At 62.5% G+C, this 23,273-nt stretch carries 18 protein-coding genes; 13 read left to right on the top strand and 5 right to left on the bottom strand.

What is annotated here, in order from left to right; translation table 11 throughout:
- Window positions 1–107: 107 nt before the first annotated feature.
- On the bottom strand, window positions 108–548 hold the full coding sequence (cadR, locus tag FX984_RS17670) for a Cd(II)/Pb(II)-responsive transcriptional regulator (RefSeq protein WP_027606134.1): 441 nt from the start codon (window positions 546–548) through the stop codon (window positions 108–110).
- 84 nt (window positions 549–632) lie between these two features.
- Between cadR and FX984_RS17665 the strand changes: the two genes are divergently transcribed.
- The 7 genes from FX984_RS17665 (at window position 633) to FX984_RS17635 (ending at window position 9,642) form a co-directional block, all read left to right on the top strand.
- Window positions 633–2,885, top strand: coding sequence for a heavy metal translocating P-type ATPase (locus FX984_RS17665; protein ID WP_146478343.1), 2,253 nt, complete (start codon window positions 633–635; stop codon window positions 2,883–2,885).
- Window positions 2,886–2,901: 16 nt separating this feature from the next.
- The gene (locus FX984_RS17660; protein WP_027606132.1) at window positions 2,902–3,765 is read left to right on the top strand and encodes a LysR family transcriptional regulator; all 864 of its coding nucleotides are present in this window, start codon (window positions 2,902–2,904) and stop codon (window positions 3,763–3,765) included.
- Between the two features lie 246 nt (window positions 3,766–4,011).
- Window positions 4,012–5,076 (top strand): putative 2-aminoethylphosphonate ABC transporter ATP-binding protein, encoded by a 1,065-nt coding sequence (locus FX984_RS17655; RefSeq protein ID WP_092355732.1) that lies wholly within the window; start codon window positions 4,012–4,014, stop codon window positions 5,074–5,076.
- Window position 5,077: 1 nt separating this feature from the next.
- A complete protein-coding gene (locus FX984_RS17650; RefSeq protein WP_146478342.1) occupies window positions 5,078–6,784 on the top strand; it encodes a putative 2-aminoethylphosphonate ABC transporter permease subunit in 1,707 nt (568 codons plus the stop codon).
- A gap of 22 nt (window positions 6,785–6,806) precedes the next feature.
- On the top strand, window positions 6,807–7,829 hold the full coding sequence (locus FX984_RS17645; RefSeq protein WP_065938090.1) for a putative 2-aminoethylphosphonate ABC transporter substrate-binding protein: 1,023 nt from the start codon (window positions 6,807–6,809) through the stop codon (window positions 7,827–7,829).
- A gap of 125 nt (window positions 7,830–7,954) precedes the next feature.
- Entirely contained in the window at window positions 7,955–9,088 is a 1,134-nt protein-coding gene (locus tag FX984_RS17640; RefSeq protein ID WP_146478341.1) for a TIGR03364 family FAD-dependent oxidoreductase, read from the top strand.
- A complete protein-coding gene (locus FX984_RS17635) occupies window positions 9,088–9,642 on the top strand; it encodes a phosphonate degradation HD-domain oxygenase (RefSeq protein WP_027606127.1) in 555 nt (184 codons plus the stop codon). The genes FX984_RS17640 and FX984_RS17635 overlap by 1 nt, the downstream gene beginning before the upstream one ends.
- Here FX984_RS17635 and FX984_RS17630 read toward each other — a convergent pair.
- Together FX984_RS17630 and FX984_RS17625 are read right to left on the bottom strand one after the other, a co-directional pair.
- The gene (locus tag FX984_RS17630; RefSeq protein ID WP_027606126.1) at window positions 9,639–11,006 is read right to left on the bottom strand and encodes a DUF3482 domain-containing protein; all 1,368 of its coding nucleotides are present in this window, start codon (window positions 11,004–11,006) and stop codon (window positions 9,639–9,641) included. The two genes, FX984_RS17635 and FX984_RS17630, sit on opposite strands and share 4 nt — an antisense overlap.
- Window positions 10,999–12,378, bottom strand: a complete 1,380-nt coding sequence (locus tag FX984_RS17625) for a DUF2868 domain-containing protein (protein ID WP_027606125.1) — start codon at window positions 12,376–12,378, stop codon at window positions 10,999–11,001. Before FX984_RS17625 ends, FX984_RS17630 begins: the two co-directional genes overlap by 8 nt.
- 69 nt (window positions 12,379–12,447) lie before the next feature.
- On the opposite strand from FX984_RS17625, the gene FX984_RS17620 reads away from it, so the two are divergent.
- The gene (locus FX984_RS17620) at window positions 12,448–12,960 is read left to right on the top strand and encodes a dihydrofolate reductase (RefSeq protein WP_027606124.1); all 513 of its coding nucleotides are present in this window, start codon (window positions 12,448–12,450) and stop codon (window positions 12,958–12,960) included.
- 148 nt (window positions 12,961–13,108) lie between these two features.
- Complete coding sequence (locus FX984_RS17615; RefSeq protein ID WP_146478394.1) at window positions 13,109–14,257, top strand: integrase core domain-containing protein; 1,149 nt, start codon at window positions 13,109–13,111, stop codon at window positions 14,255–14,257.
- A 61-nt stretch (window positions 14,258–14,318) separates the two neighbouring features.
- On the opposite strand, the gene FX984_RS17610 is transcribed toward FX984_RS17615, so the two are convergent.
- Window positions 14,319–15,710 (bottom strand): L-cystine transporter, encoded by a 1,392-nt coding sequence (locus tag FX984_RS17610; RefSeq protein ID WP_108573400.1) that lies wholly within the window; start codon window positions 15,708–15,710, stop codon window positions 14,319–14,321.
- Between the two features lie 242 nt (window positions 15,711–15,952).
- On the opposite strand from FX984_RS17610, the gene FX984_RS17605 reads away from it, so the two are divergent.
- The 4 genes from FX984_RS17605 to FX984_RS17590 all read left to right on the top strand — a co-directional run bounded on the left by FX984_RS17605 (window position 15,953) and on the right by FX984_RS17590 (window position 21,281).
- The gene (locus tag FX984_RS17605) at window positions 15,953–17,011 is read left to right on the top strand and encodes an HAD family hydrolase (protein WP_146477632.1); all 1,059 of its coding nucleotides are present in this window, start codon (window positions 15,953–15,955) and stop codon (window positions 17,009–17,011) included.
- A 204-nt stretch (window positions 17,012–17,215) separates the two neighbouring features.
- Window positions 17,216–17,749 carry an RNA polymerase sigma factor gene (locus FX984_RS17600; RefSeq protein WP_092355721.1) on the top strand — a complete coding sequence of 178 codons (534 nt, stop codon included), beginning with the start codon at window positions 17,216–17,218 and terminating at the stop codon, window positions 17,747–17,749.
- A complete protein-coding gene (locus FX984_RS17595; protein WP_146477635.1) occupies window positions 17,746–18,702 on the top strand; it encodes a FecR family protein in 957 nt (318 codons plus the stop codon). The genes FX984_RS17600 and FX984_RS17595 overlap by 4 nt, the downstream gene beginning before the upstream one ends.
- Window positions 18,703–18,833: 131 nt before the next feature.
- On the top strand, window positions 18,834–21,281 hold the full coding sequence (locus FX984_RS17590; RefSeq protein WP_146477637.1) for a TonB-dependent siderophore receptor: 2,448 nt from the start codon (window positions 18,834–18,836) through the stop codon (window positions 21,279–21,281).
- A 63-nt stretch (window positions 21,282–21,344) separates the two neighbouring features.
- On the opposite strand, the gene ilvD is transcribed toward FX984_RS17590, so the two are convergent.
- Window positions 21,345–23,186 (bottom strand): dihydroxy-acid dehydratase, encoded by a 1,842-nt coding sequence (gene ilvD / locus FX984_RS17585; RefSeq protein WP_027606118.1) that lies wholly within the window; start codon window positions 23,184–23,186, stop codon window positions 21,345–21,347.
- Window positions 23,187–23,273 lie beyond the last annotated feature (87 nt).

Genomic DNA, 23,273 nt, shown 5'->3' with positions numbered 1-23,273 from the left:
GGGAGGGGGCTTGCCCCCGATAGCGGTGGATCAGTTAAGTGAAAAATGACTGACACACCGCCATCGGGGGCAAGCCCCCTCCCACATTTAAACCGTGTTCGCTTGAGTTAATGCCCGTGGCTTCTGCCCACATGTGAGGGCTCGGCCTCGCTGGCGGCCACACCGCCGTTGACCTCCAGTCGCTGCAAAATCCCACAGTGGTCCCCACCGCCACAGCGTTGGCGCAGGTCCAGCAACTGCTCCTGCAACGCCAGCAGCCCGTCAATCCGCGCTTTTACATGGTGGATATGCTCGTCGATCAACGCATTCACGTTTTCACACTGGTCCTGGGGGCTGTCCCGTAGCCCGAGCAGGCTGCGGATCTCTTCCAGGGTCATGTCGAGGCTGCGGCAGTTGCGGATGAAGATCAGCCGCTCGGTGTGCGCCTGGGTGTACACGCGGTAGTTGGCTTCGGTGCGTGCCGGGGGTGGCAGCAGGCCTTCCTTCTCGTAATAACGGATGGTTTCCACCGGACAGTCGGTCAGTTTGGCCAGTTCGCCGATCTTCATTACAGCAATCTCCAAATGGGTGCTTGACCCTATAGTGGCTACAGGGTCTTTACTTGGCAACAGGCACCTTACGGACGCGACCTGATGAGCGACTCCCTTCACACCCCGCACAAACACGACCATGACCACCATCATGGGCCGAAGAAACTCACCCCCGTGCACGATCACGGCCATGGCGGTTCCTGCTGTTCCGGCACGCCCGCGCCTGCGTTGGTGCAGTTGAGCGAGGCGCCCACCGCCGGCTCGCGCCTGAGTACCTTCCGCATCGAAGCCATGGACTGCCCCACCGAGCAGACGCTGATCCAGAACAAACTGGGCAAGCTGGCCGGTGTGCAGCAGCTGGAATTCAACCTGATCAACCGCATCCTCGGCGTTACCCATGACCTGCCGAGTACCGCGCCGATCATCGAAGCGATCAAATCCCTGGGTATGCAGGCCGATCCGATCGTGGAGGGCACCCCGGCCGCCGAGCTGCCCGCCAAGAAGCATTGGTGGCCGCTGGCGTTGTCCGGTGTGGGCGCGTTGGGCGCCGAAGTACTGCACTTCAGCAATGCCGCGCCCACTTGGGTGATTGCGCTGGTAGCGCTGGTGTCGATCCTCAGCGGCGGCCTCACCACTTACAAGAAGGGCTGGATCGCCCTGAAAAACCTCAACCTGAACATCAACGCCCTGATGAGCATCGCGGTCACTGGCGCGGTCCTGATCGGCCAGTGGCCGGAAGCGGCCATGGTGATGTTCCTGTTTACCGTGGCCGAGCTGATCGAGGCCAAGTCCCTGGACCGTGCGCGCAATGCCATCAGTGGCTTGATGCAGATGACACCGGAACAGGCCACGGTTCGGCAGGCTGATGGAAGCTGGGTTGAAATGGAGGTCAAGAGCATTGAGCTGGACGCAATCGTGCGGGTAAAACCCGGCGAGCGTATCGGCCTTGACGGTGAGGTCACCGCCGGCCAGTCCACCATCGACCAGGCGCCGATCACCGGTGAAAGCCTGCCGATTGAAAAGACCGTCGGCGATAAGGTCTTCGCCGGCACCATCAACCAGGCCGGTTCCCTGGAGTACAAGGTCACGGCGGCTGCCAACAACTCCACCCTGGCCCGCATCATCCATGCGGTGGAGCAGGCCCAGGGCGCGCGGGCACCGACCCAGCGGTTCGTCGACAGCTTCTCGAAAATCTACACCCCGGCCGTGTTCCTGTTCGCCTTGGGCGTGGCCGTAATCCCGCCGCTGTTCATGGCCGGCGCCTGGTTCGACTGGATCTACCGCGCCCTGGTGCTGCTGGTAGTGGCGTGCCCGTGCGCGCTGGTGATCTCCACCCCGGTGACCATTGTCAGCGGCCTGGCGGCTGCGGCGCGCAAAGGCATCCTGATCAAGGGCGGTGTGTACCTGGAGGGCGGTTACAAGCTTGACTACCTGGCCCTCGACAAGACCGGCACCATCACCCACGGCAAGCCGGTGCAAACCGATTACCTGGCACTGTTCACCACTGTCGAAGACAGCGCCCCGGCCCTGGCCGCCAGTTTGGCCGCGCGCTCCGATCACCCGGTGTCCCTGGCGATTGCCAACGCGGCTGTGGATAAAAACCTGCCGGTGCACGTTGTGGATAACTTCGAAGCCCTGGCCGGGCGCGGTGTGCGCGGCGATATCAATGGCCAGACCTACCACTTGGGCAACCACCGCCTGGTGGAAGACCTTGGCCTGTGTTCGCCGGAGCTGGAAGAAAAGCTGTTCGCCCTGGAAAAACAGGGCAAGTCCGTGGTGCTGTTGCTCGACAAGTCCGGCCCGCTGGCGCTGTTCGCCGTGGCCGATACGGTCAAGGACAGCAGCCGCGAAGCCATCCAGCAACTGCATGAGCTGGGCATCAAGACCTTGATGCTCACCGGCGACAACACCCACACCGCCCAGGCGATTGCGGCCCAGGTCGGCATCGATCAGGCCCAGGGCGACCTGTTGCCCACCGACAAGCTGCACGCCATCGAAACCCTCTACGGCCAAGGCCACCGGGTGGGCATGGTCGGCGATGGCATCAACGACGCCCCGGCCCTGGCCCGCGCCGAGATTGGCTTTGCGATGGCTGCGGCAGGTACCGACACCGCTATCGAGACGGCCGACGTGGCCTTGATGGACGATGATTTGCGCAAGATTCCGGCATTCATTCGTTTGTCGCGGCAAACGTCGAGTATCCTCAAGCAGAACATCACCCTGGCCCTGGTGATCAAGGCGATCTTCCTGGTGGTCACGTTCCTGGGCATGGCGACCATGTGGATGGCGGTGTTCGCCGACATGGGCGTGGCCCTGCTGGTGGTGTTCAATGGCCTGCGCCTGTTGCGCAAATAGAGGATGAGAGGGTGGTGTGCTGAGTGCCGAGTTGAAGGCGTTTTTTATGGTCGCCCGCCTGGGCAGCATCACCCAGGCGGCGAAAAAACTCGGCCTGAGCCAGCCCACGGTCACCACCCAGATTCGCAACCTGGAAAGCCAGTACGGCGTCGAGCTGTTCTACCGTGGCGGGCGCCGCCTTACCGTCAGCGACGAAGGCGCGCGCCTGCTGCCGATGGTCAAGACGCTGTTGCAGCAGGAGGCGGATATCGAGTTTTTCCTGCGCAACAGCGGCCAGGTCCAGGGCGCACTGAGGATTGCCGCCACGGCGCCGTACTACATCCTCGACCTGGTCAAAGCCTTTCGCGAACGCCTGCCGCAGGTGGAGGTGTCGGTGGAAATCGGCAACTCCCAGCAGGTGCTTGAAGCCTTGGATGACTACCGCGTCGATGTCGCTGCGTCCTCACAGTTGCTCGAAGACCCGCGTCTGATCCGTCGTGTACTGGGCACCGACCCGTTGGTGCTGGCGGTACACCGCAACCATCCACTGGCCAAGCTCGACCATGTGCCCCTCAGTGCCTTGGCCGGGCATACGTTGTTGATGCGTGAAGCGGGCTCCACCACGCGACGGCTGACGGAAGAGATGCTGCAGGGTGCGGGCGTCAGTTACGGGCCGCTGCTGGAAATCGGCAGCCGTGAATCGATCCGTGAAGCGGTGCTGCGCAATATCGGCATCAGCATCATCGCCCGCCAGGAAGTGCCCCATGACCCGCAGCTGAAGGTGCTGACCCTCGAGCATGCGCCGCAGATTCCCGAGTACCTGTACTGCCTCAAGGAAAGAAAAGGCGCTCGTCTGCCGGCGGCGTTTCTGGGGTTGGCGCAGGAAATGTCGCCGATCTAAAGCCTTGTAGTGGCTTTGGGGACCAATCGGGAGCAAGCCCCCTCCCACAGGTGACTGCATTTCCATGTTGGAACTCGGTCAAGTGTGGGAGGGGGCTTGCTCCCGACTGCGGTAGACCAGGCAGCCCACCGCTAAGCGTCCTACACAAATCTGCGAATACCACTATCGCCGCCTTTTGCCTTCCTGCCATAAGAGCGACGCATTGCCTGCCTAGCATGGCCTTCATCAGTTTGATGAGGTGCCACCATGAACACAGCCCTGACCCAACCCGGCGCGCCGATGCAAGTGCGCGGTATCCAGAAACGCTTCGGCGCCTTTACGGCGTTGGACAACGTGTCACTGGACGTGGCTGCTGGCGAGCTGGTGTGCCTGCTCGGCCCTTCCGGCTGCGGCAAGACCACGTTGCTGCGCTGCATTGCCGGCCTGGAACGCCAGGACAGCGGCGAACTTTACCTGGGTGATCGCGATGTTTCCCTGCTGCCACCCCAGGCTCGCGACTACGGCATTCTGTTCCAGTCCTACGCGCTGTTTCCCAATCTCACCGTCGAAGCGAACATCGGCTACGGCCTCACCGGCAGCGGTCGCGATGAAGTGCGCCAGCGCGTCGGCCAGATGCTTGAGCTGGTGGGGCTGCTTGGCAGTGAAAAGAAATACCCCGGCCAACTCTCCGGCGGCCAACAGCAGCGGGTCGCCCTGGCCCGTGCCCTGGCACCGGCGCCGTCATTGCTGTTGCTGGATGAGCCGATGTCGGCCCTCGACGCCCGCGTGCGCGAGCATCTGTGCACCGAGCTGCGCCAGCTGCAGCGGCGCCTCGGTATCACCACCCTGATGGTCACCCACAACCAGGACGAAGCCATGTTGATGGCCGACCGCATTGCCGTGATGAACAACGGCAAGGTCGAGCAATACGCTACGCCCCAGGAAATCTACGACCGCCCGGCCACGCCGTTTGTGGCGGAGTTTGTCGGCCAGGGCAACTGGCTGCCGTTCAGTCGCAACAGTGCCAGCCATGCCCAGGTCGGCGGGATGAACATGCGCCTGGCCGAGGACGCCGGCGTGGCCAGGTCCGGCCGGCTGTTCTGCCGCCCGGAAGCGATCAGCGTCAACCCGTCGGTGCATGAGGAGAACCTGTTCCCGGCCAAGGTCCGCGAGATCACTTTCCTCGGCAACCGCTGCCGCATGAGCTTTGAGCTGGAGCAGCTGCCCGGCCATCCGCTGCTTGCCGAACTGGCCCCGGAATCCATGCCGCGCCTGGGCGCCCAGGACATCTGGGTGGCCTTGCCGCCGCGCAGCCTGCAGGTGTTTGCCTGAGATGGCCGCTGTCTTGACTCTGGCGCGTCAAGCGTCACGCGCCGAAACCGGCGACCGTATTTTCGTGGTCGGCGGCAAACTGCTCTGGCTGGTGCTGCTGGGCATCGCCGTATTACTGCCACTGCTGGCGATCTTCTGGCGCGGTTTCAGCAGCGAGGCCGGTCAGGGCGGTGGCCTGGTCGCCGCACGGGAGTTGGTCACCAGCGCCAACTTCCACTGGCTGCTGGGCAATAGCCTGAAAGTCTCCCTCAGCGTGGCGGCCATTGTCGTACCGCTGGCCTACCTGTTTGCCTACGCCCTGCAACGCACGTTGATTCCCGGCAAGGCCATCTGGCGCGGTATGTCGCTGCTGCCGCTGATGGCGCCGTCGATGCTGCCGGGGATTGCACTGGTCTACCTGTTCGGTAACCAGGGCCTGTTGCGCGGGCTGCTCTCGGACAACATCTACGGCTTCTGGGGCATTGTCCTCGGTGAAGTGATCTACACCTTCCCACATGCCCTGATGATTTTGCTGTCGGCGCTGTCGTTGGCCGATGCGCGCTTGTTCGATGCGGCCTCGAGCATGGGCGCCAGTCCTGCCCGGGCGTTTCGCAGCATCACCTGGCCGGCCACGCGCCAGGCGGTATTTGCCGCGTTTTGCCTGGTGTTCACCTTGACCATCACGGATTTCGGCGTGCCCGTGGTGGTGGGCGGGGATTACCAGGTGCTGGCGCTGGAAGCCTACAAGGCGGTGGTCGGCCAGCAACAGTTCGGTCGCGGTGCGTTGATCGGCATGGTGTTGCTGCTGCCGGCGCTGTTCAGCTTTGGCGTCGACGCCTGGTTGCGCCGTCGCCATGGCGAGGCCATGAGTGGCCGCGCCCAGGTCTTCCAGCCGGCGCCGTCGCGTTTACGGGATGGCTGCTACCTGCTCATCGTGCTGCTCATCAGTGCCGTGTTGCTGCTGGTGTTCGGCATGGCGGTGTACTCCTCGCTGGTGAAGTTCTGGCCGTACAACCTGTCGCTGTCGCTCAGCCACTACCAGTTCGAAGACACGGCCGGCGGCGGTTGGCTGGCCTATCGCAACAGCTTGACCCTGGCGTTGTGCACGGCATTGATCGGCAGCGTATTGATCTTTACCGGCGCCTACCTGATGGAAAAGACCAAGGGCCAGCAGGGCCTGAACCTGGCGCTGCGCATGCTCAGCTTTGTGCCGATGGCCGTGCCGGGGTTGGTGCTGGGCCTGGGCTACGTGTTCTTTTTCAACCTGAGCGGCAACCCGCTGCATGTGTTCTACGGCACCATGACCCTGCTGGTGGTGTGCACCATTGCTCACTACCTGACCACCGCGCAGATGACCGCCACCACCGCGCTGCGCCAGCTGGACGCCGAGTTCGAAGCGGCGGCGCTGTCGCTCAAGGCGCCGCTGTATCGCCATTACTTGAAAGTCACGGTGCCGATCTGCCTGCCGGCGCTGCTGGACATCGTGCGCTACCTGTTTGTGTCGGCGATGACCACCGTGTCCGCCGCGATCTTCCTCTACAGCCCCGACACCATCCTCGCCGCCGTCGCCGTGTTGAACATGGACGACGCCGGCAATGTGGGCGGCGCGGCGGCCATGTCCACCCTGATCCTGTTCACCTCAGGCAGCGTTTCGCTGCTGCTGGCGTGGGCTTCACGTGGCGCCTTGCGCCGCTCCCAAGCCTGGCGCCAGACCGCGCCCGGCCAATAACCATCCCTGAAGGAGGTGCTCCATGTTCAAGCCCCTGGCGCTGGTCGCTGCTGTACTCACTGCATTCAGCCTGAATGCCTTCGCCAAGACCGAGTTGACCGTGTACACGGCCCTTGAAGCCGAGCAGTTGAAGACCTACAAAAAAGCCTTCGAACAGGCCAACCCCGACGTCGAGATCAAATGGGTCCGCGACTCCACCGGCATCATCACCGCCAAGCTGCTGGCTGAAAAAGACCGCCCGCAGGCCGATGTGGTCTGGGGCCTGGCCGCGTCGAGCCTGGCGATCCTCGATCAGCAGGGCATGCTCGATAACTACGCGCCGAAGGACCTGGACAAGATCGGCAAAAACTACCGTGACGCCGCTAACCCACCGGCCTGGGTCGGCATGGATGTGTGGGCGGCAACCATTTGCTTCAACACGGTCGAAGCCGAAAAGCAGGGCCTGACCAAGCCGGTGAGCTGGCAAGACCTGACCAAGCCCGAGTACAAGGGCAAGATCGTGATGCCCAACCCGGCCTCGTCCGGCACCGGCTTCCTGGATGTGAGCGCCTGGCTGCAAACCTTCGGCGAGAAGCAGGGCTGGCAGTACATGGACGACTTGCACCAGAACATCGGCCAGTACGTTCACTCCGGTTCCAAGCCGTGCAAGCTGGCGGCTTCCGGTGAGTTCCCGATTGGTATTTCCTTTGAGTATCCGGCCGTGCAGCTGAAGCGCCAGGGCGCGCCGCTGGACATCATCCTGCCGAAGGAAGGCCTGGGCTGGGATATCGAAGCCACTGCCGTGATCAAGGGCACGGCCCATGCGGACGCCGCCAGAAAGCTCGCCGACTTCTCCGCCAGTACAGCGGCGATGGACCTGTACAAGGACAACTTCGCCGTGCTCGCCCAGCCGGGGATCGCCAAGCCGCAGACCGAATTGCCGGCCGACTACGAGCAGCGGTTGATCAAGAACGACTTCGGCTGGGCCTCGAAAAACCGCGACAGCATCCTGGCTGAGTGGCGCAAGCGCTATGACGGGAAGTCGGAGAAGGTGGCGGGGCAGTAAGGTTTTCGTCAGGGCTACTTGCCTCATCGGGAGCAAGCCCCTTCCCACACTTGACTGCATTCACAAATCGAAATGTGGGAGGGGGCTTGCCCCCGATAGCGGTCTTGAAAACAGGACATCACTAAATGACACACCACAGCGACCTGCTCATCATCGGCGCCGGCATCCTCGGCCTGTCCCACGCCTACGCCGCCGCCAGGCGCGGGCTCAAGGTCAAGGTGTTCGAGCGTAGCGCCACACCCCTGGGGGCCTCGGTACGCAACTTCGGCCAGGCCCTGGTCACCGGGCAGCCGCCGGGGCCGATGCTCGACCTGGCGCGGCAAAGCCGTGAAATCTGGGGGCATTGGGCACAGGAGGCGGACCTTCAATTGAAGCGCAACGGCTCGTATCTATTCGCCCGCACCGAAGCCGAAGAGCATCTGCTGGAAGCCTTCTGCGCCGGCCGCGCGCGTGAACACGGCTATAACGTCGACCTGTTGCAAGGCGCGGCGCTGAAGGATCTGTATGGCGGCCAGTTCCGCCATCACCGCGCCGCGCTGCATGGCCTGGACGACCAGCAACTGTATTCGCGCGAGGCGATACCGGCGCTGATCCACTACCTGAGCCAGCAACTGGGTGTGGAGTTTTACTTCTCCACCCTGGTGCGCGATGTCGAACCGGGCCAGGTGCACAGCACGGCGGGCAGCTTTCGTGGCGAGCAGGTCATCGTCTGTTCCGGCCACGATTATCAAACCCTGTTGGCCGAGGCCATCGCCGAACTCAACCCGCAGATCTGCCGCCTGCAAATGCTGCGCGCCCGGCCTGCACTCTACCTCAACCTGCAACACGCCTTGCTCACCGGCCTCAGTTGCGTGCACTACGGCGCTTTTGCCGACCTGCCTGAAGCCGCGCCGGTACAGGCACAAATCCTGCGCGATGCGCCGCACTTGCACGAGCACGGGATTCACCTGCTGATCAGCCCGACGCCCCATGGCGAACTGATCATCGGCGACTCCCACGACTACGGCAGCGATGCCTCGCCGTTCAATGCCGAGCAGGTGGATGACTGGATGATCGAGTTGGCCGAACAGACCTTGGGTTGCAAGATCCAGGTAATGGAACGCTGGCAGGGCGTCTACGGCGCCCGGGGCCCGGCGCCGTTTTCATTTGTGCAGGCCGCACCTGGCGTGAGCGCCGCCTTGATGCACACCGGTGTGGGCATGAGCGTGGGGCCGGCGATGGCCGAGCGCAATATCACAACCCTGTGGGGGCCGGCGTGATGAGCCCGGAACAGGCGATTGCCACAATCTTCGCTTTGTACGAGCAGCACGGCGCGGCGGATTACATCGGCGAGCCGGTGTCGCAGATCGAGCACATGTCCCAGGCCGCGCAGTTGGCCATGGCCGAAGGCTTCGATGATGAAGTGGTTCTGGCGGCGTTTTTCCACGATATCGGCCATCTGTGCGGCCAGGGTGGCGAGAACATGGGCGGTTATGGCGTGGTCAGCCATGAGCGGTTGGGCGCGGATTATTTGCGTCGTGCAGGCTTCAGTGAGCGCCTGGCCAGGCTGGTGGAGTACCACGTCCAGGCCAAGCGCTATCTGACGTTCAGCCAGCCGGACTACTACGCACGCTTGAGCGAAGCCAGCCGCCGCACCCTCGGTTACCAGGGCGGCGTGATGACGGCCGAGGAGGCCCGCGCCTTTGAACAAGACCCGCTGTACCAGGTCAGCCTGCGCCTGCGCCACTGGGACGAACAGGCCAAGCAAATGCACGTGCCGGTGCTCGACCTGCAAGTGCTCAAGGCCAAGGCCCGGCAGCTGCTGGCGGCTTAAGTCTCGTCGAGGCGCTGGGCCAGGGCTTCGACCTGTTCCTGGCGTTCGGCCTGGCTCAGTCTGGCCTGGGGGTTGAGGGACGACCATTGCGGGTGGGCGCGGGCCTTGTGCAACGCGTCCGGCAATTTGCCTTCGCGCCAGGTCTTGTCCTGGGGCGTATCGACCTTGATGCTGTGCATCGCCGCATGGCCGCGCAGGTTCAGGGCCTTGAGCAACTGGCGCTGGCGCAGGGCGAGCAGGCGCAGCACGCTGTCGTCCACGGTCAGCTCGCGTTGGCCCTTGATCTTGCCCAGCAGGCGGCTGCCGTAGCTGCGTGCAGTCTGCAACGCGCCACCGGCGATGGCGCCCGCCAGGGCGGCGGCGCCGAGGGTCAGCCCGCCGACCAGCAGGTCCACACCGGCTCCGGCCGCTGCGCCTGCAGCGATGCCACCACCGACGCGCACGCCGAGTTGCTTGAGGGTTTCCGGGTTGAACAGGTCATCCCCCCAACGGCCGTCGAGCAACGGCAAGTCGCTGGCGGCGGCGTCCTGCGGGCGGAAGCCGAACAGCTTGAGCAGGGCCTCCACGCATTTTTGTTCGCGCTGACGCACCGCCTTGCGCAAATCGCTGATGGCTTGTTGCTCATCTTCAGTCACCACGCTGCGTCGGCACGCGGCGCAGTCGATCAGCAATTCGGCAATCAACCGCGCGGCACTCTGTTGACGGGCCTGGCGTTGGGCTTCCTGGTCGAGGATCAGGCGCTGCAACTGCGGTCGGGCGTTTTCCAGCAGCAGGGCGAGACTTTCATACAGGCGACGTTCGCCGTCTTCCGGCGGCGCGACGCTGTCGAAACGCACCAGCGCATGCAGGCCCAGGCGTGCCAGGGCTTCACGCCAGTCCGGCTCGCGGTGGTCGCTGCTGCTGACGAAGTTGAGCACCGGCAGCAACGGTTTGCCACAACTGGCCAGCACTTGCAGCTCATCACGGTACTTGGCCAGCACCGGTTCGCGAGCGTCGATCACATACAGGCCGGCGTCCGAGGCCAGCAGTTGGCGCAGCACCTTGGCTTCCTGTTCAAAGCGCTGGCGGGCTTCGCTGCCTTCCAGGAACCGCGCCAGACGGGCCGGGCCGTCCAAGCGTTCACCGGGGCGATCCAGGCGTTCCAGGTAGTCGAGCAGGGCGATGGCATCTTCCAGGCCGGGGGTGTCATAGAGATCGAGCAAGGCTTCGCCGTCGACCGACAAGCGCGCGCCTTCGACATGCCGCGTGGTGCTGGGGCGATGGGAGACTTCACCGAACCCGACGTCACGGGTGAGGGTGCGCAGCAACGAGGTCTTGCCGACGTTGGTGTGGCCGACCACCGCGAGTTTCAGTGGCTTAGTCATGACCGGTCTCCAGCCAGTTCAACGGCGCGCAGTCGGCGAACGGCAGCTCCAGTTGTTGCAGCGCGCTGTGCCAGTCGCCCAGGCGCTCGGCATCCAGCGCCTGGCCGGGCGGGGCTTGCAGCAGCCAGACACGGGTGTCGGCGGCGCTGCGTGCAAGTTCGGCGATCAGTGCCAGGCTGCCACGGTCCGGCGAGCGGCGCGGGTCGCAGACGATGGCCAGGCGCGCGGGCGGGAAGCGGCTGAGTTGCTCCAGGAGCTTGTTGCGCGATTCGCGGCTGTCGAGGATGCCGGCGTTCTTAACCTTCGCCGGCAACTTGGGCGGCCAGGGATGTTGATCGTCCAGTTCGATGGCGACGAGCAAGGCGCCGTCGCTGTCCAGCTCACTGACGCCTCCGGTGACGTGGTGCAGTTGTTCCGGCGCGGCGTCGTTGACGCCAAGGCGCTCGCTGCTGGGCATCAGGCGTTCGCGCAGTGGGCTGTAGCCGGGCAGGTTGAGGTCGAGATGCAAGGCGGCGCGCCCGCGTTTCCAGCGCCAGAGGCACAGCAGGGCGAGGATCAAGCGGGGCAGCAGGCCGTAGACCAGCAAGACGCCGACCAGCCAGGCGGCCCAGGCCTGGCGGGCGCTTTCGATGTTCAGGGCGGAATCGCCGCTGGCGCGGATCATCTCGACGGTCGGTACGTTGAAGCCCAGCAGGGCGGGCAGGGTGCCGAGGGCCTGGGTCACGGCGACGAAGGTGTCGGCGCCGAGGATGGTGGTTTCCCACACAAAGCCGTAACGGCGGGTGGCGAGCAGCGTCAGCAGAATCACCAGCGCGCTGAGCAGCGCCAGCAACCACAGGCTGTTGACCAGCACACCGACCGCCCAGCGATTGAGTTTCTGCCGTTGCAGCAACAGCAGCAACGCCGGGGCCAGTTGGGCAGCCTTGGCATCGCGCGCCAGTTTTTCACTGAGCCACAACCACAAGCGCCCGAGGCTGGCGCCGTGCTCGCCGGCAAACAACAGCCCCAACGCCCAGCTCAACAGCAGGATCAGGTTCAGGCCGAGCAGGCTGCCCAGGGCCCAGAACACATTCACCGGGGTCAAGCCGTTGCCCAGCGCAGCAAAGGCCAGGCCCGCGCCGCTGATGACGGCCACCACCGCCAGCAGCACCAGCGCCAGGCGTGCGCCTTGCAGCCAGCGCGTGAGGGCGGCGGTCAGGCCATCGCGCTCGGCCAGGTGCAGGGCGCGCTGCTGGATGCGCGTCGGCAGGTCGCCGCCCGCGGTGCGGGCGAGGCGATTGGCTTCCTGGTCTTCCAGGGGGCCGGCGTGTTCTTCACGCAGGCGCACGGTTTCCGTCAGCCAGAGTTTGTGCAGGGGGGTCAGTGCGGTCACGCGTCTTCCTGTCGTGCAAGTGAGCTTGGAGCATAACCGCTGGTTCGTGGCTCTGGTATTCTCGTCGCCATGAAAAAAACTCTCCCTTTAAGCCTGATCGCAGCCCTCGGTGAAAACCGCGTGATCGGCGTCGACAACAGCATGCCCTGGCATTTGCCGGGGGATTTCAAATACTTCAAGGCCACCACGCTCGGCAAGCCGATCATCATGGGGCGCAAGACCTGGGACTCCCTGGGCCGACCGCTGCCGGGGCGCTTGAACATTGTGGTCAGCCGTCAGACCGACCTGGCGCTGGAAGGTGCGGAAGTTTTTCCGTCACTCGATGCCGCCGTGGCGCGGGCTGAAGCCTGGGCGCTGGAGCAGGGCGCGGATGAGCTGATGCTGATCGGCGGTGCGCAGTTGTATGCGCAGGGGCTGGAACAGGCGGATCGCCTGTACCTGACACGCGTGGCGCTGAGCCCGGAAGGGGATGCGTGGTTTCCGGCGTTTGATGCGAGCCAGTGGAAGTTGGTTTCCAATCTGCCGAACCCAGCCGAAGGTGATAAGCCGGCTTACAACTTCGAAGTCTGGGAAAAAGCCTAAAAGCATCGGGGGCAAGCCCCCTCCCACATTGAAGTGCATTCCAACTGTGGGAGGGGGCTTGCCCCGGTACAAACCGGGGACATCGTTTACATTTCTAACCGGGGACATGGTTTACAGGCTAATACGCATGATCAGGAGGTAACTGATCATGCCCTGGAACCAAGAGTCCCCCATGAATCAAAGAATCAAGCTGGTAGCTGATTGGCTTTCTGGCAACTTCACTAAAAGCCAGTTGGCACGCCGCTTTGACGTTAGCCGACCTACCGTCGATAAGTGGATTACCCGGCACGACGGCGATTTGAGGTCTTTATCCGAACTGTCCCGGCGACCTCACAACAGCCCAAATAAAACCGACGACGAGATTTTGGCCCGTGTAGTCGCGATGAAGGAGGCTCACGATAAATGGGGGCCGAAAAAGCTTCTCGAGCTATTACGGCTGGAAGATCCCTCCGTCACCTGGCCCTCTCCAAGTACGGCCGGTCAATGGCTTGACCGACTTGGGCTCGTCAAAAAGCGGCGCTTCAAACGCCGACACAGCATTTCCCACGCACAAATGCGAAAGGCCGACGAACCTAACAAGACGTGGTGTGCTGACTACAAAGGGCAGTTCAAGATGCTTAATGCTCAGATGTGCTTCCCTTTGACCGTCACAGACCATGCGTCGCGGCTGATTTTAGCGTGCAGGGCCCATCCCAAGATCATGACCCAGCCTGTAAAACAGGCCTTTGAGAGGCTTTTTCAGGAGTACGGCATGCCGGAAGTTATCCGTTCGGACAACGGGGTACCGTTCGCCTCTCCTGGCCTGGCAAGAATATCCACACTGGCAGTTTGGTGGATTCGGCTGGGTATTTATCCCGAGCGAACCATGCCGGGAAGGCCCGCCCAGAATGGTCGCCATGAACGAATGCACCGTAGCTTGAAACTTGAGTTGCCCTTAGGGAAAAACTTAGTCGAGCAGCAGCTTTTGCTGGAGCATTTCAGGCATGAGTTTAATTACGTACGCCCTCACGAAGCGCTCGGCATGAAAAGTCCGGGAGACTTGTATGTGCCGTCCACCCGAATTTATCCAGGGTGCTTGCCCGATGTGGAATATCCGGCAGAAATGAAAGTTCGAAGCGTCAGGCAGGACGGATCGATCAAGTGGAACGGCAAGTTGGTATTTATCAGCGAGGCGCTGTCCGGGGAAAGGATAGGGCTCAAAGAAGCTGAAGATGATGCTTGGGATTTGTACCTGTGTGATTATCCCTTGGGGAGGCTTGGACGAGGTATGACCCGCGTCCAGGCCTCAAATGTGTAAACGATGTCCCCGGTTTCAGATGTAAACGATGTCTACGGTTCTACACCCCGATGGCGGCCTATCAGGCCTGCGCTAACTCCGCATGCTCATCCGCATCCAACAACGCTTTATCCGTCTGCCCCATGATCTGGCTGGTAATTGCCCCCGCCGTCATCGAACCATTCACGTTCAGCGCCGTACGGCCCATGTCGATCAGCGGCTCCACGGAAATCAGCAGCGCCACCAGTGACACCGGCAAGCCCATGGCCGGGAGCACGATCAACGCGGCGAAGGTCGCGCCGCCGCCCACCCCCGCCACACCGGCCGAACTGAGGGTCACAATCGCTACCAGGGTCGCGATCCACAGCGGGTCCAGCGGGTTGATGCCCACGGTCGGCGCTACCATCACCGCCAACATGGCAGGGTAGAGACCGGCGCAACCGTTCTGGCCGATGGTCGCGCCAAATGAGGCGGCGAAGCCGGCGATGGAGTGCGGGATGCCCAGGCGGCGGGTCTGCGCTTCAATGCTCAGCGGGATGGCCGCCGCGCTGGAGCGGCTGGTGAAGGCAAAGGTCAGTACCGGCCAGACCTTGCGGAAGAAGCGCAGCGGGTTGATCCCGGCCAACGACAGCAGCAGGCCGTGCACCACGAACATCAGGCCCAGGGCCAGGTACGACACCACCACAAAACTGCCGAGCTTGATGATGTCCTGCAGGTTGGAACCGGCGACGACCTTGGTCATCAGCGCCAGCACACCGTACGGCGTCAGCTTCATCACCAGGCGCACCAGGCGCATCACCCAGGCTTGCAGGGTGTCGATGGCGTTGAGCACCTTCTGGCCTTTTTCCACGTCATCCTTGAGCAGTTGCAGCGCGGCAACCCCAAGGAAGGCGGCGAAAATCACCACGCTGATGATCGACGTCGGCTTGGCCCGGGCCAGGTCGGCGAACGGGTTGGCCGGCACGAACGAGAGCAGCAACTGCGGGATATTCAGGTCGGCGACCTTGCCGGCGTAATCGCTCTGGATCACTTGCAGGCGTGCCATTTCCTGGGTGCCGGCCACCAGGCCTTCGGCGGTGAGGCCGAACAGGTTGGTCAGGCCGATACCGATCAGCGCGGCAATTGCGGTGGTGAACAGCAGCGTACCAATGGTCAGGAAGCTGATCTTGCCCAGGGACGAGGCGTTATGCAGGCGCGCCACGGCACTGAGGATCGAGGCGAATACCAGCGGGATCACGATCATTTGCAACAGTTGCACGTAGCCGTTGCCGACCAGGTCGAACCAGCCAATGGAGGCTTTGAGCACGGGGTTGCCGTCGCCGTAAATGGCGTGCAAGGCCGTACCGAACGCTACACCGAGGACCAGGGCGAACAGAACCTTCTTGGCGAGGCTCCAGTGGGTGCGACGGGTTTGTGCCAGGCCCAGCAACAGGGCCACGAACACCAGCAAGTTGAGAATCAGGGGCAGATTCATTGAAGCTCCGTTGAGAAGGCAGCCAATCGCGTGAGCCTGCGATTGCGAACCGGAAATCCTAACAGCTTGAAATATATTGATTTAATACCAATATGGAATGGCGACTGTCGTTTTTGGAATAAGCTGCTGACGCTCCGGCGTATGCCCATGACGGAATCAGGACGCACACCGTCGTGCTCGCGTTGGGAACTGTCACAGGGATTTGTTAGCGTCCATGTCTTTCACTCAGGGAGACAACGCCTATGAAGCTCGCGCCGAAATTACTAGCCGCCGCATTCTGCCTCGGACTCGCCAGCCAGGCGTTCGCCGCCACCGAGTTGAAACACTGGCCGGCACCCGCCGCCAAACAACTGAACGAGATGATCGCCGCCAACGCCAACAAGGGTAACTTCGCGGTGTTCGACATGGACAACACCAGCTACCGCTACGACCTCGAAGAATCCCTGCTGCCCTACATGGAAAACAAGGGCCTGATCACCCGCGACAGCCTCGACCCGTCGCTCAAGCTGATGCCGTTCAAAGACACCGCCGACCATAAGGAAAGTCTGTTCAGTTACTACTACCGCCTTTGCGAAGTCGACGACATGGTCTGCTACCCGTGGGTTGCGCAGGTGTTTTCCGGCTTCACCCTCAAGGAACTCAAGGTCCAGGTGGATGAACTGATGGCCTCCGGCAAACCGGTGCCGGTCAGCTATTTCGAAGGCGACGTGGTCAAGCAGTCCGAGGTACAGCCGCCGAAGGTCTTCACCGGCCAGGCCGAGCTGTACAACAAGCTGATGGAAAACGGCATCGAGGTGTACGTGATGACCGCCGCGTCGGAAGAGCTGGTGCGCATGGTCGCCGCCGATCCGAAGTACGGCTACAACGTCAAACCCGAGAATGTCATTGGCGTAACGACCTTGCTCAAGGACCGCAACACGGGCGAACTGACCACCGCACGTAAACAGATCGCCGCCGGTAAATACGACGAAAAAGCCAACCTCGGCCTGGAGCTGACCCCCTACCTGTGGACCCCTGCCACCTGGATGGCCGGCAAGCACGCGGCGATCCTCACCTACATCGATGAATGGAAAAAACCGGTGATCGTCGGCGGCGATACGCCGACCAGCGACGGTTACATGCTGTTCCACGATGTGGACGTGGCCAAGGGCGGTATCCACCTGTGGATCAACCGCAAGGACAAATACATGACCCAACTCAACGGCATGATCGCCAAGCATGCCGAGGCGCAAGCCAAGGAAGGGTTGCCGGTGACGGCGGACAAGAACTGGGTGATCGTCAAGCCTGACGAGATTCAGTAACACCGGGTCGCCTGCATCCCAGGCAAGCCAGCTCCCACATTTTTAATGTGTTCACACATCAAAAGGTGGGAGGGGGCTTGCCCCCGATGGCGGACTCAAGGGCACCACAAAATCCAGCCTAAAATAGATATCAATTGCGAACCAATCTCATCCTCTGCTAGCGTGCGCACTTCCTGAACCCTCCGTTCTTCTCAAGGTAGTGCTGTGCCCTCCTGGAATTCGCAGATCGCGCGCCTGTTCGCGGAGCAGAAGAAAGCCCTCGAAGCCTTCGTCACTCGCCGCACCGGCAGCGCCCAGGTGGCCGCCGACCTGACTCAGGAGTCGTTCCTGCGCCTGGCTCGCATGGACTGCGGCGAAAAGATCGACAACCTTCCAGCCTTCCTCTTCACCATCGCCAGCAACCTGGTGCGCGATCACCAGCGCCAGGCCATCCGCCGTGAGCGCCTGGACGCCGGCGAGCCCAGCGAAGAGCTGCCGTGCAGCAATCCGGGTGCCGACGAGCAATTAGCCGCCTACCAACAGGAACAACTGATGCAGGATGCGATCCTGGCGTTGCCCCCAGCGACTCGGCAGATCTTCCTGCTTTATCATGTCGACGAACTTTCCTACCGCGAGATTGGCGAACGTCTGTCGATCACGGCACGCAGTGTGGAATACCAACTGCGTCGCGCCTTGATTGAATGCCGCGCGTACATCAAGACGCGGCTTGCCTGCGATGAACAAGGACGTCGCTCATGACCGCCACCTCCACTGCCGACGTGTTGTTCGACGAAGCGTCTGGCTGGTACTTCCGCCTGCAGGCCGAGGACGTAACGCCGGCTGACATGGACGCTTTTGCCGCCTGGCTGGGGCAAGGCCCGGCCCAGGATGACGCCTGGCGGGAAGTGCAGGCGATGCTCGGCGGCCTGCGCGAACCGGCGCGGGTGATTCGCCGCGCCGAACAGGCCGCCTGGCGCGAACCGGCGCGAGCCTGGCAGCGTTGCGCGTGTGCTGCGGCGGTGTTGCTGGCCGTGGGGCTTACCGTGCAGAACACGCCATGGCTCGATCGCCTGCGCGCGGACTACGCCACCGGCACCGGCGAGTCGCGCAGCATCGAACTGGCCGACGGCTCGCACCTGCAACTCAACACCGACAGCGCGGTGCAGATCCGCTTGAGCGGGGGCGAACGGCAAATCCGTTTGCTGCGTGGCGAAGGCTTTTTCGACGTCACCAAGGATCCGACACGGCCGTTCGTGGTGCAGTCCGGCGACGGCTGGGTGAAGGTGGTCGGGACGCAGTTCAGCGTTGCGCGGCGCGATGCGCAGACGCGGGTGCAGGTGGCGCAGGGCAAGGTGCAGGTCAGTGCCGGCAGCGGTGAACCGGTGTACCTGGAGCCAGGGCGGGCCGTGGAATATCAAGGCCAGCGCCTGGCCGAGGTGCATGCTTTCGACCCGGCCAGCGGCTTTGCCTGGCGCCAACGGCAACTGGTGTTCCGCCAGCAGCCGCTGTCGGAAGTGGTGAGCGAGTTGAATCGCTATTGGCCCGGCAAGACTCTGGTGCTCGGTGATGCGCTGCGCAACCGCGTGGTGTCGGGTGTGTTTGAAATCGACAAGCCCGAAGCCGTGATCAAAGCGCTGGAGTACACCCTCAACCTGCGTGCCGAGCACTACACCCCGTATTTACTGGTGTTGCGCGAAGGCAAGGCATCGTAATCGCAACTTTTTGAAAAAACTTTCAGGGTTTCTCCCCAGGCACTCGTCCTTGATCACTGAGGCGTAAATAGTAAGCACTCTCAAGTAGTGCGGCGCCGATCACAGACTTTTTGCACCGGGGAGCACCATCCATGGCACATCGATTCGCCGCACGGTCCTTGTTGGCACTGGCCATTTCCATGGCCTGTGGCACTGCGCCGCTGTATTTGCAGGCCGCCGAAACCACCCAGGCCCAGACCTACCGTTTCGATATTGCAGGGCAAAGCCTGGACGGTGCGCTGGCGGCGTTTTCGGCGGTGACGCGAGTTCAGGTGCTGGTGTCGGGTGAGTTGACCCAGGGCGTGCTGTCGCCGGGTGTCAAAGGCAGCCTCGGCCAGCGCGAAGCCTTGGGGCAACTGCTCGGCGGTACCGGGCTGAGTGCGGCGTTTATCAACGCGGACACCGTGACCCTGGAAAAGCGCATGGACACAGGCTCCGCCATCGAAGTCGGCGCCACCACCATCAGCGCCGAACACTTGGGCGCCACCACCGAAGGCAGCGGCTCCTACACCACCGGCGCAGTGACCCTGGGCAAGGGCGAACAGAAACTCAAGGACATCCCGCAATCGGTCAGCGTCATGACCCGCAAGCAGATGGACGACCAGAACACCACCAAGCTCTCCGAAGTGGTCAAGCGCACGCCCGGCCTGACCGCGACCAAATCCCCGGGCCCCGGCATGTTCATCTTCTCCCGTGGCTTCGAGATCGGCACCCTGCAATACGACGGCGTCGGCATCCCGCGTAACACCTACGCGCTGGGCAGCTACCTTACCGAAAACATGGCGATCTACGACCGCGTCGAAACCTTGCGCGGTCCGGCCGCTTTGCTGCAAGGCGCCAACAGCCCCGGCGGCACCATGAACCTGGTGCGCAAGCGCGGCCAGCAGGCGCCTACGGTGACCGTCACCGCCAAGGCCGGTTCGTGGGATCACTATGGCACCCAGGTGGATGCGGGGGGGCCGCTGAACGCCGAAGGCACGTTGCGCGGCCGCTTTGTGGCGGATTACGACACCACCGATTCCTTTGTCGACTATGCCGGCGGCTGGAATCAGACGGTCTACGGGGCGGTGGACTACGACTTCACGCCTGACACCACCGTGGGTGTTGGTATCAGCAACCAGAAAGGCCATTCACGCCCCAACTTCATGTCGCTGCCCCGTTACGCCAACGGCAACGATATTGGCCTGTCACGCTCCACCTTCGTCGGTGCCAGCTGGAACCGCGCCGTCAACAACCAGACCCAGGTGTTCGCCGACATCGAGCATCGCTTCAACGACGACTGGAAAGTGAAAGCCGCCCTCGTGGCGATGGACGAACATAACGACGCGACCTACCAAGCGACGTGGGACGCCATCCCCAACCCCGGCGACACCGGTAACGTGCGCTATGTGGACTGGGTTACCGACTTCAATACCAAAAGTCGCGGCGCGGATGTGTATGTCAACGGCGAGTTTGAAGGGCTGGGTTTCCAACAGGAGATGGTGTTGGGCGCCAACTATTCCAAGCTCACCACAGACGACCAATGGGCCCGTGCGGCGACGGCTGGCGCCGATATTTTCAACATCGACCACAACCGTCCGCAGCGCGATAAGTACCAGCTGTTTCAGGCAGGAAATGCGTCGAGGAGCTGGTACGACATTCGTCAGAAAGGTATCTACGGCACCTGGCGCGTGAAAGTGCTCGATCCGCTGACCTTGATCGTTGGTGCACGTACCAGTTGGTATGACTATTCCTACATCGACCAGAGTGGTTCCAGGGGGGTGTACGGCAGTCCGTCCGGAAGCGCCACTCAGACGAATGGCAAGGTCACGCCGTATGCGGGCCTGGTATATGCCCTCAATGACCAATGGTCTGCCTATGCCAGTTACGCCGATGCGTTCGAACCACAAACCAACCGGACAACTTCCGGCTCCTTGCTCAAGCCTATCGAGGGCAAGAACTACGAGCTGGGTCTCAAGGGTGAGTTGGCGGATGGTCGTCTCAATACCTCGTTCGCGATCTTCCGTTATGATCAGGAAAATCGCGGCGTCCAAGACCTTCAAGGGCCGATGAACTGCGATGGCTGGTACTGCTCGGTCGCCTCGGGCAAAGTCCGCAGCCAGGGTTTTGAAGCCACGTTAGGCGGCGAAGTGCTGCCGGGTTTGCAACTGGTCTCCAGTTACACCTACAACACGACCAAATTCCTCAAGGACGACACCTACGAAGGCAAGGTCTTCAGTACCTGGACGCCCAAGCACTTGCTCAAGGTCTGGGGCGATTACCAATTGCCGGGGGACTGGAATAAAGTCAGCGTCGGCGCCGGGGTGACCGCGCAAAGCAGTACCGTGGCCTACGACCGCACCTTCAGTGTGCCGGGCAATGCACTGTGGGATTCGCGGGTGGCCTACAAGATCAACCAGGAGTTCACCGTCGCGGCGAACCTGTACAACATGTTCGACAAGAAGTATTACATCCCTGCCTACAACGCGAACTGGGGCAGCAACTACTACGGTGATCCGCGTAATGTGATGTTTACGATGACCTACACGCCGCAGTTCTGATTACATCCGGATATAAAAATGCCCCGCATTTGGCGGGGCATTTTCATGTGTGGCGGTTAGCCCTTACAGCCCATCCAGCATTGCCTTGTTACGTACCGCACCCTTGTCGGCACTGGTCGCCAACAAGGCATAGGCCTTCAACGCGGTCGTGACTTTGCGCGGACGCTTCTCCACCGGCTTCCAACCTTTCTTGTCCTGCTCGACCCGGCGCGCTGCCAGCTCTTCATCGCTGATCAACAGGTTGATCGAGCGGTTCGGAATGTCGATCAGGACCTTGTCGCCGTCCTGCACCAGGCCAATCGCACCGCCGGCAGCGGCTTCAGGTGACGCGTGGCCGATGGACAGGCCCGAGGTGCCGCCGGAGAAACGGCCGTCGGTGAGCAGGGCGCAGGCTTTGCCCAGGCCCTTGGACTTCAGGTACGACGTCGGGTAGAGCATCTCTTGCATACCCGGGCCGCCTTTCGGGCCTTCGTAGCGGATGATCACGATGTCGCCTTCCTTGACTTCGTCGGCGAGGATGCCGCGTACCGAGCTGTCCTGGCTTTCGTAGATCTTGGCGCGGCCTTCGAAGACGTGGATGGATTCATCCACGCCGGCGGTTTTCACCACGCAGCCGTCGAGGGCAATGTTGCCGTACAGCACGGCCAGGCCGCCTTCCTTGGAGTAGGCGTGCTCGACACTGCGGATGCAGCCGTTTTCACGGTCGGCGTCCAGGGTGTCCCAACGGGTCGACTGGCTGAACGCGGTCTGGGTCGGGATACCGGCCGGGCCAGCCTTGAAGAAGGTGTGCACGGCTTCGTCGTCAGTCAGGGTGATGTCCCACTTGGCGATGCCTTCGGCCAGGGATTTGCTGTGCACGGTCGGCAGGTCGGTGTGCAGCAGGCCGCCACGGGCCAGGGAGCCTAAGATCGAGAAGATCCCGCCGGCGCGGTGCACGTCTTCCATATGGTACTTCTGGATGTTCGGCGCGACCTTGCACAGTTGCGGCACATGGCGGGACAGGCGGTCGATGTCGCGCAGGTCGAAATCGATCTCGGCTTCCTGGGCCGCAGCCAGCAAGTGCAGGATGGTGTTGGTGGAGCCGCCCATGGCGATGTCCAGGGTCATGGCGTTTTCGAACGCCTTGAAGTTGGCGATATTGCGCGGCAACACCGACTCATCGTTCTCGCCGTAGTAGCGCTTGCACAGCTCGACGATGGTGCGGCCGGCCTGCAGGAACAGTTGCTCGCGGTCGCTGTGGGTGGCCAGGGTCGAACCGTTGCCCGGTAATGCCAAGCCGAGGGCTTCGACCAGGCAGTTCATCGAGTTGGCGGTGAACATGCCGGAGCACGACCCGCAGGTCGGGCAGGCGCTGCGCTCGTATTCCGCGACCTTCTCGTCAGAAGCGCTGGAATCGGCGGCGATGACCATGGCGTCGACCAGGTCCAGGCCATGGGAGGCGAGTTTGGTCTTGCCGGCTTCCATCGGGCCGCCGGAGACGAAGATCACCGGGATGTTCAGGCGCAGGGCGGCCATCAGCATGCCGGGGGTGATCTTGTCGCAGTTCGAGATGCACACGATGGCGTCGGCGCAGTGGGCGTTGACCATGTACTCCACGGAGTCGGCGATGATCTCGCGGCTCGGCAGGGAATACAGCATGCCGTCATGGCCCATGGCGATGCCGTCGTCCACGGCGATGGTGTTGAATTCTTTTGCCACGCCGCCAGCGCGTTCGATCTCGCGGGCGACTAGTTGGCCCAGGTCCTTGAGGTGCACGTGGCCGGGTACGAACTGGGTAAAGGAGTTGGCAATGGCGATGATCGGCTTCTTGAAGTCGTCATCTTTCATCCCCGTGGCACGCCACAGTGCGCGGGCGCCGGCCATGTTGCGGCCGTGGGTGGATGTTTTCGAGCGGTAATCTGGCATGGAGCACTCCGGGCGGCTAATCAAGTACTAAACAGGGGAGTGAGCTTCTATTGACGTCTGGAGCACTCAGAAATAGCCGTGTGTCCG

This window comes from Pseudomonas marginalis (genome assembly GCF_008692035.1).
GTDB classification, from domain to species: Bacteria; Pseudomonadota; Gammaproteobacteria; order Pseudomonadales; family Pseudomonadaceae; genus Aquipseudomonas; species Aquipseudomonas marginalis.
This window is presented reverse-complemented; position numbering and strand designations above follow the sequence as displayed.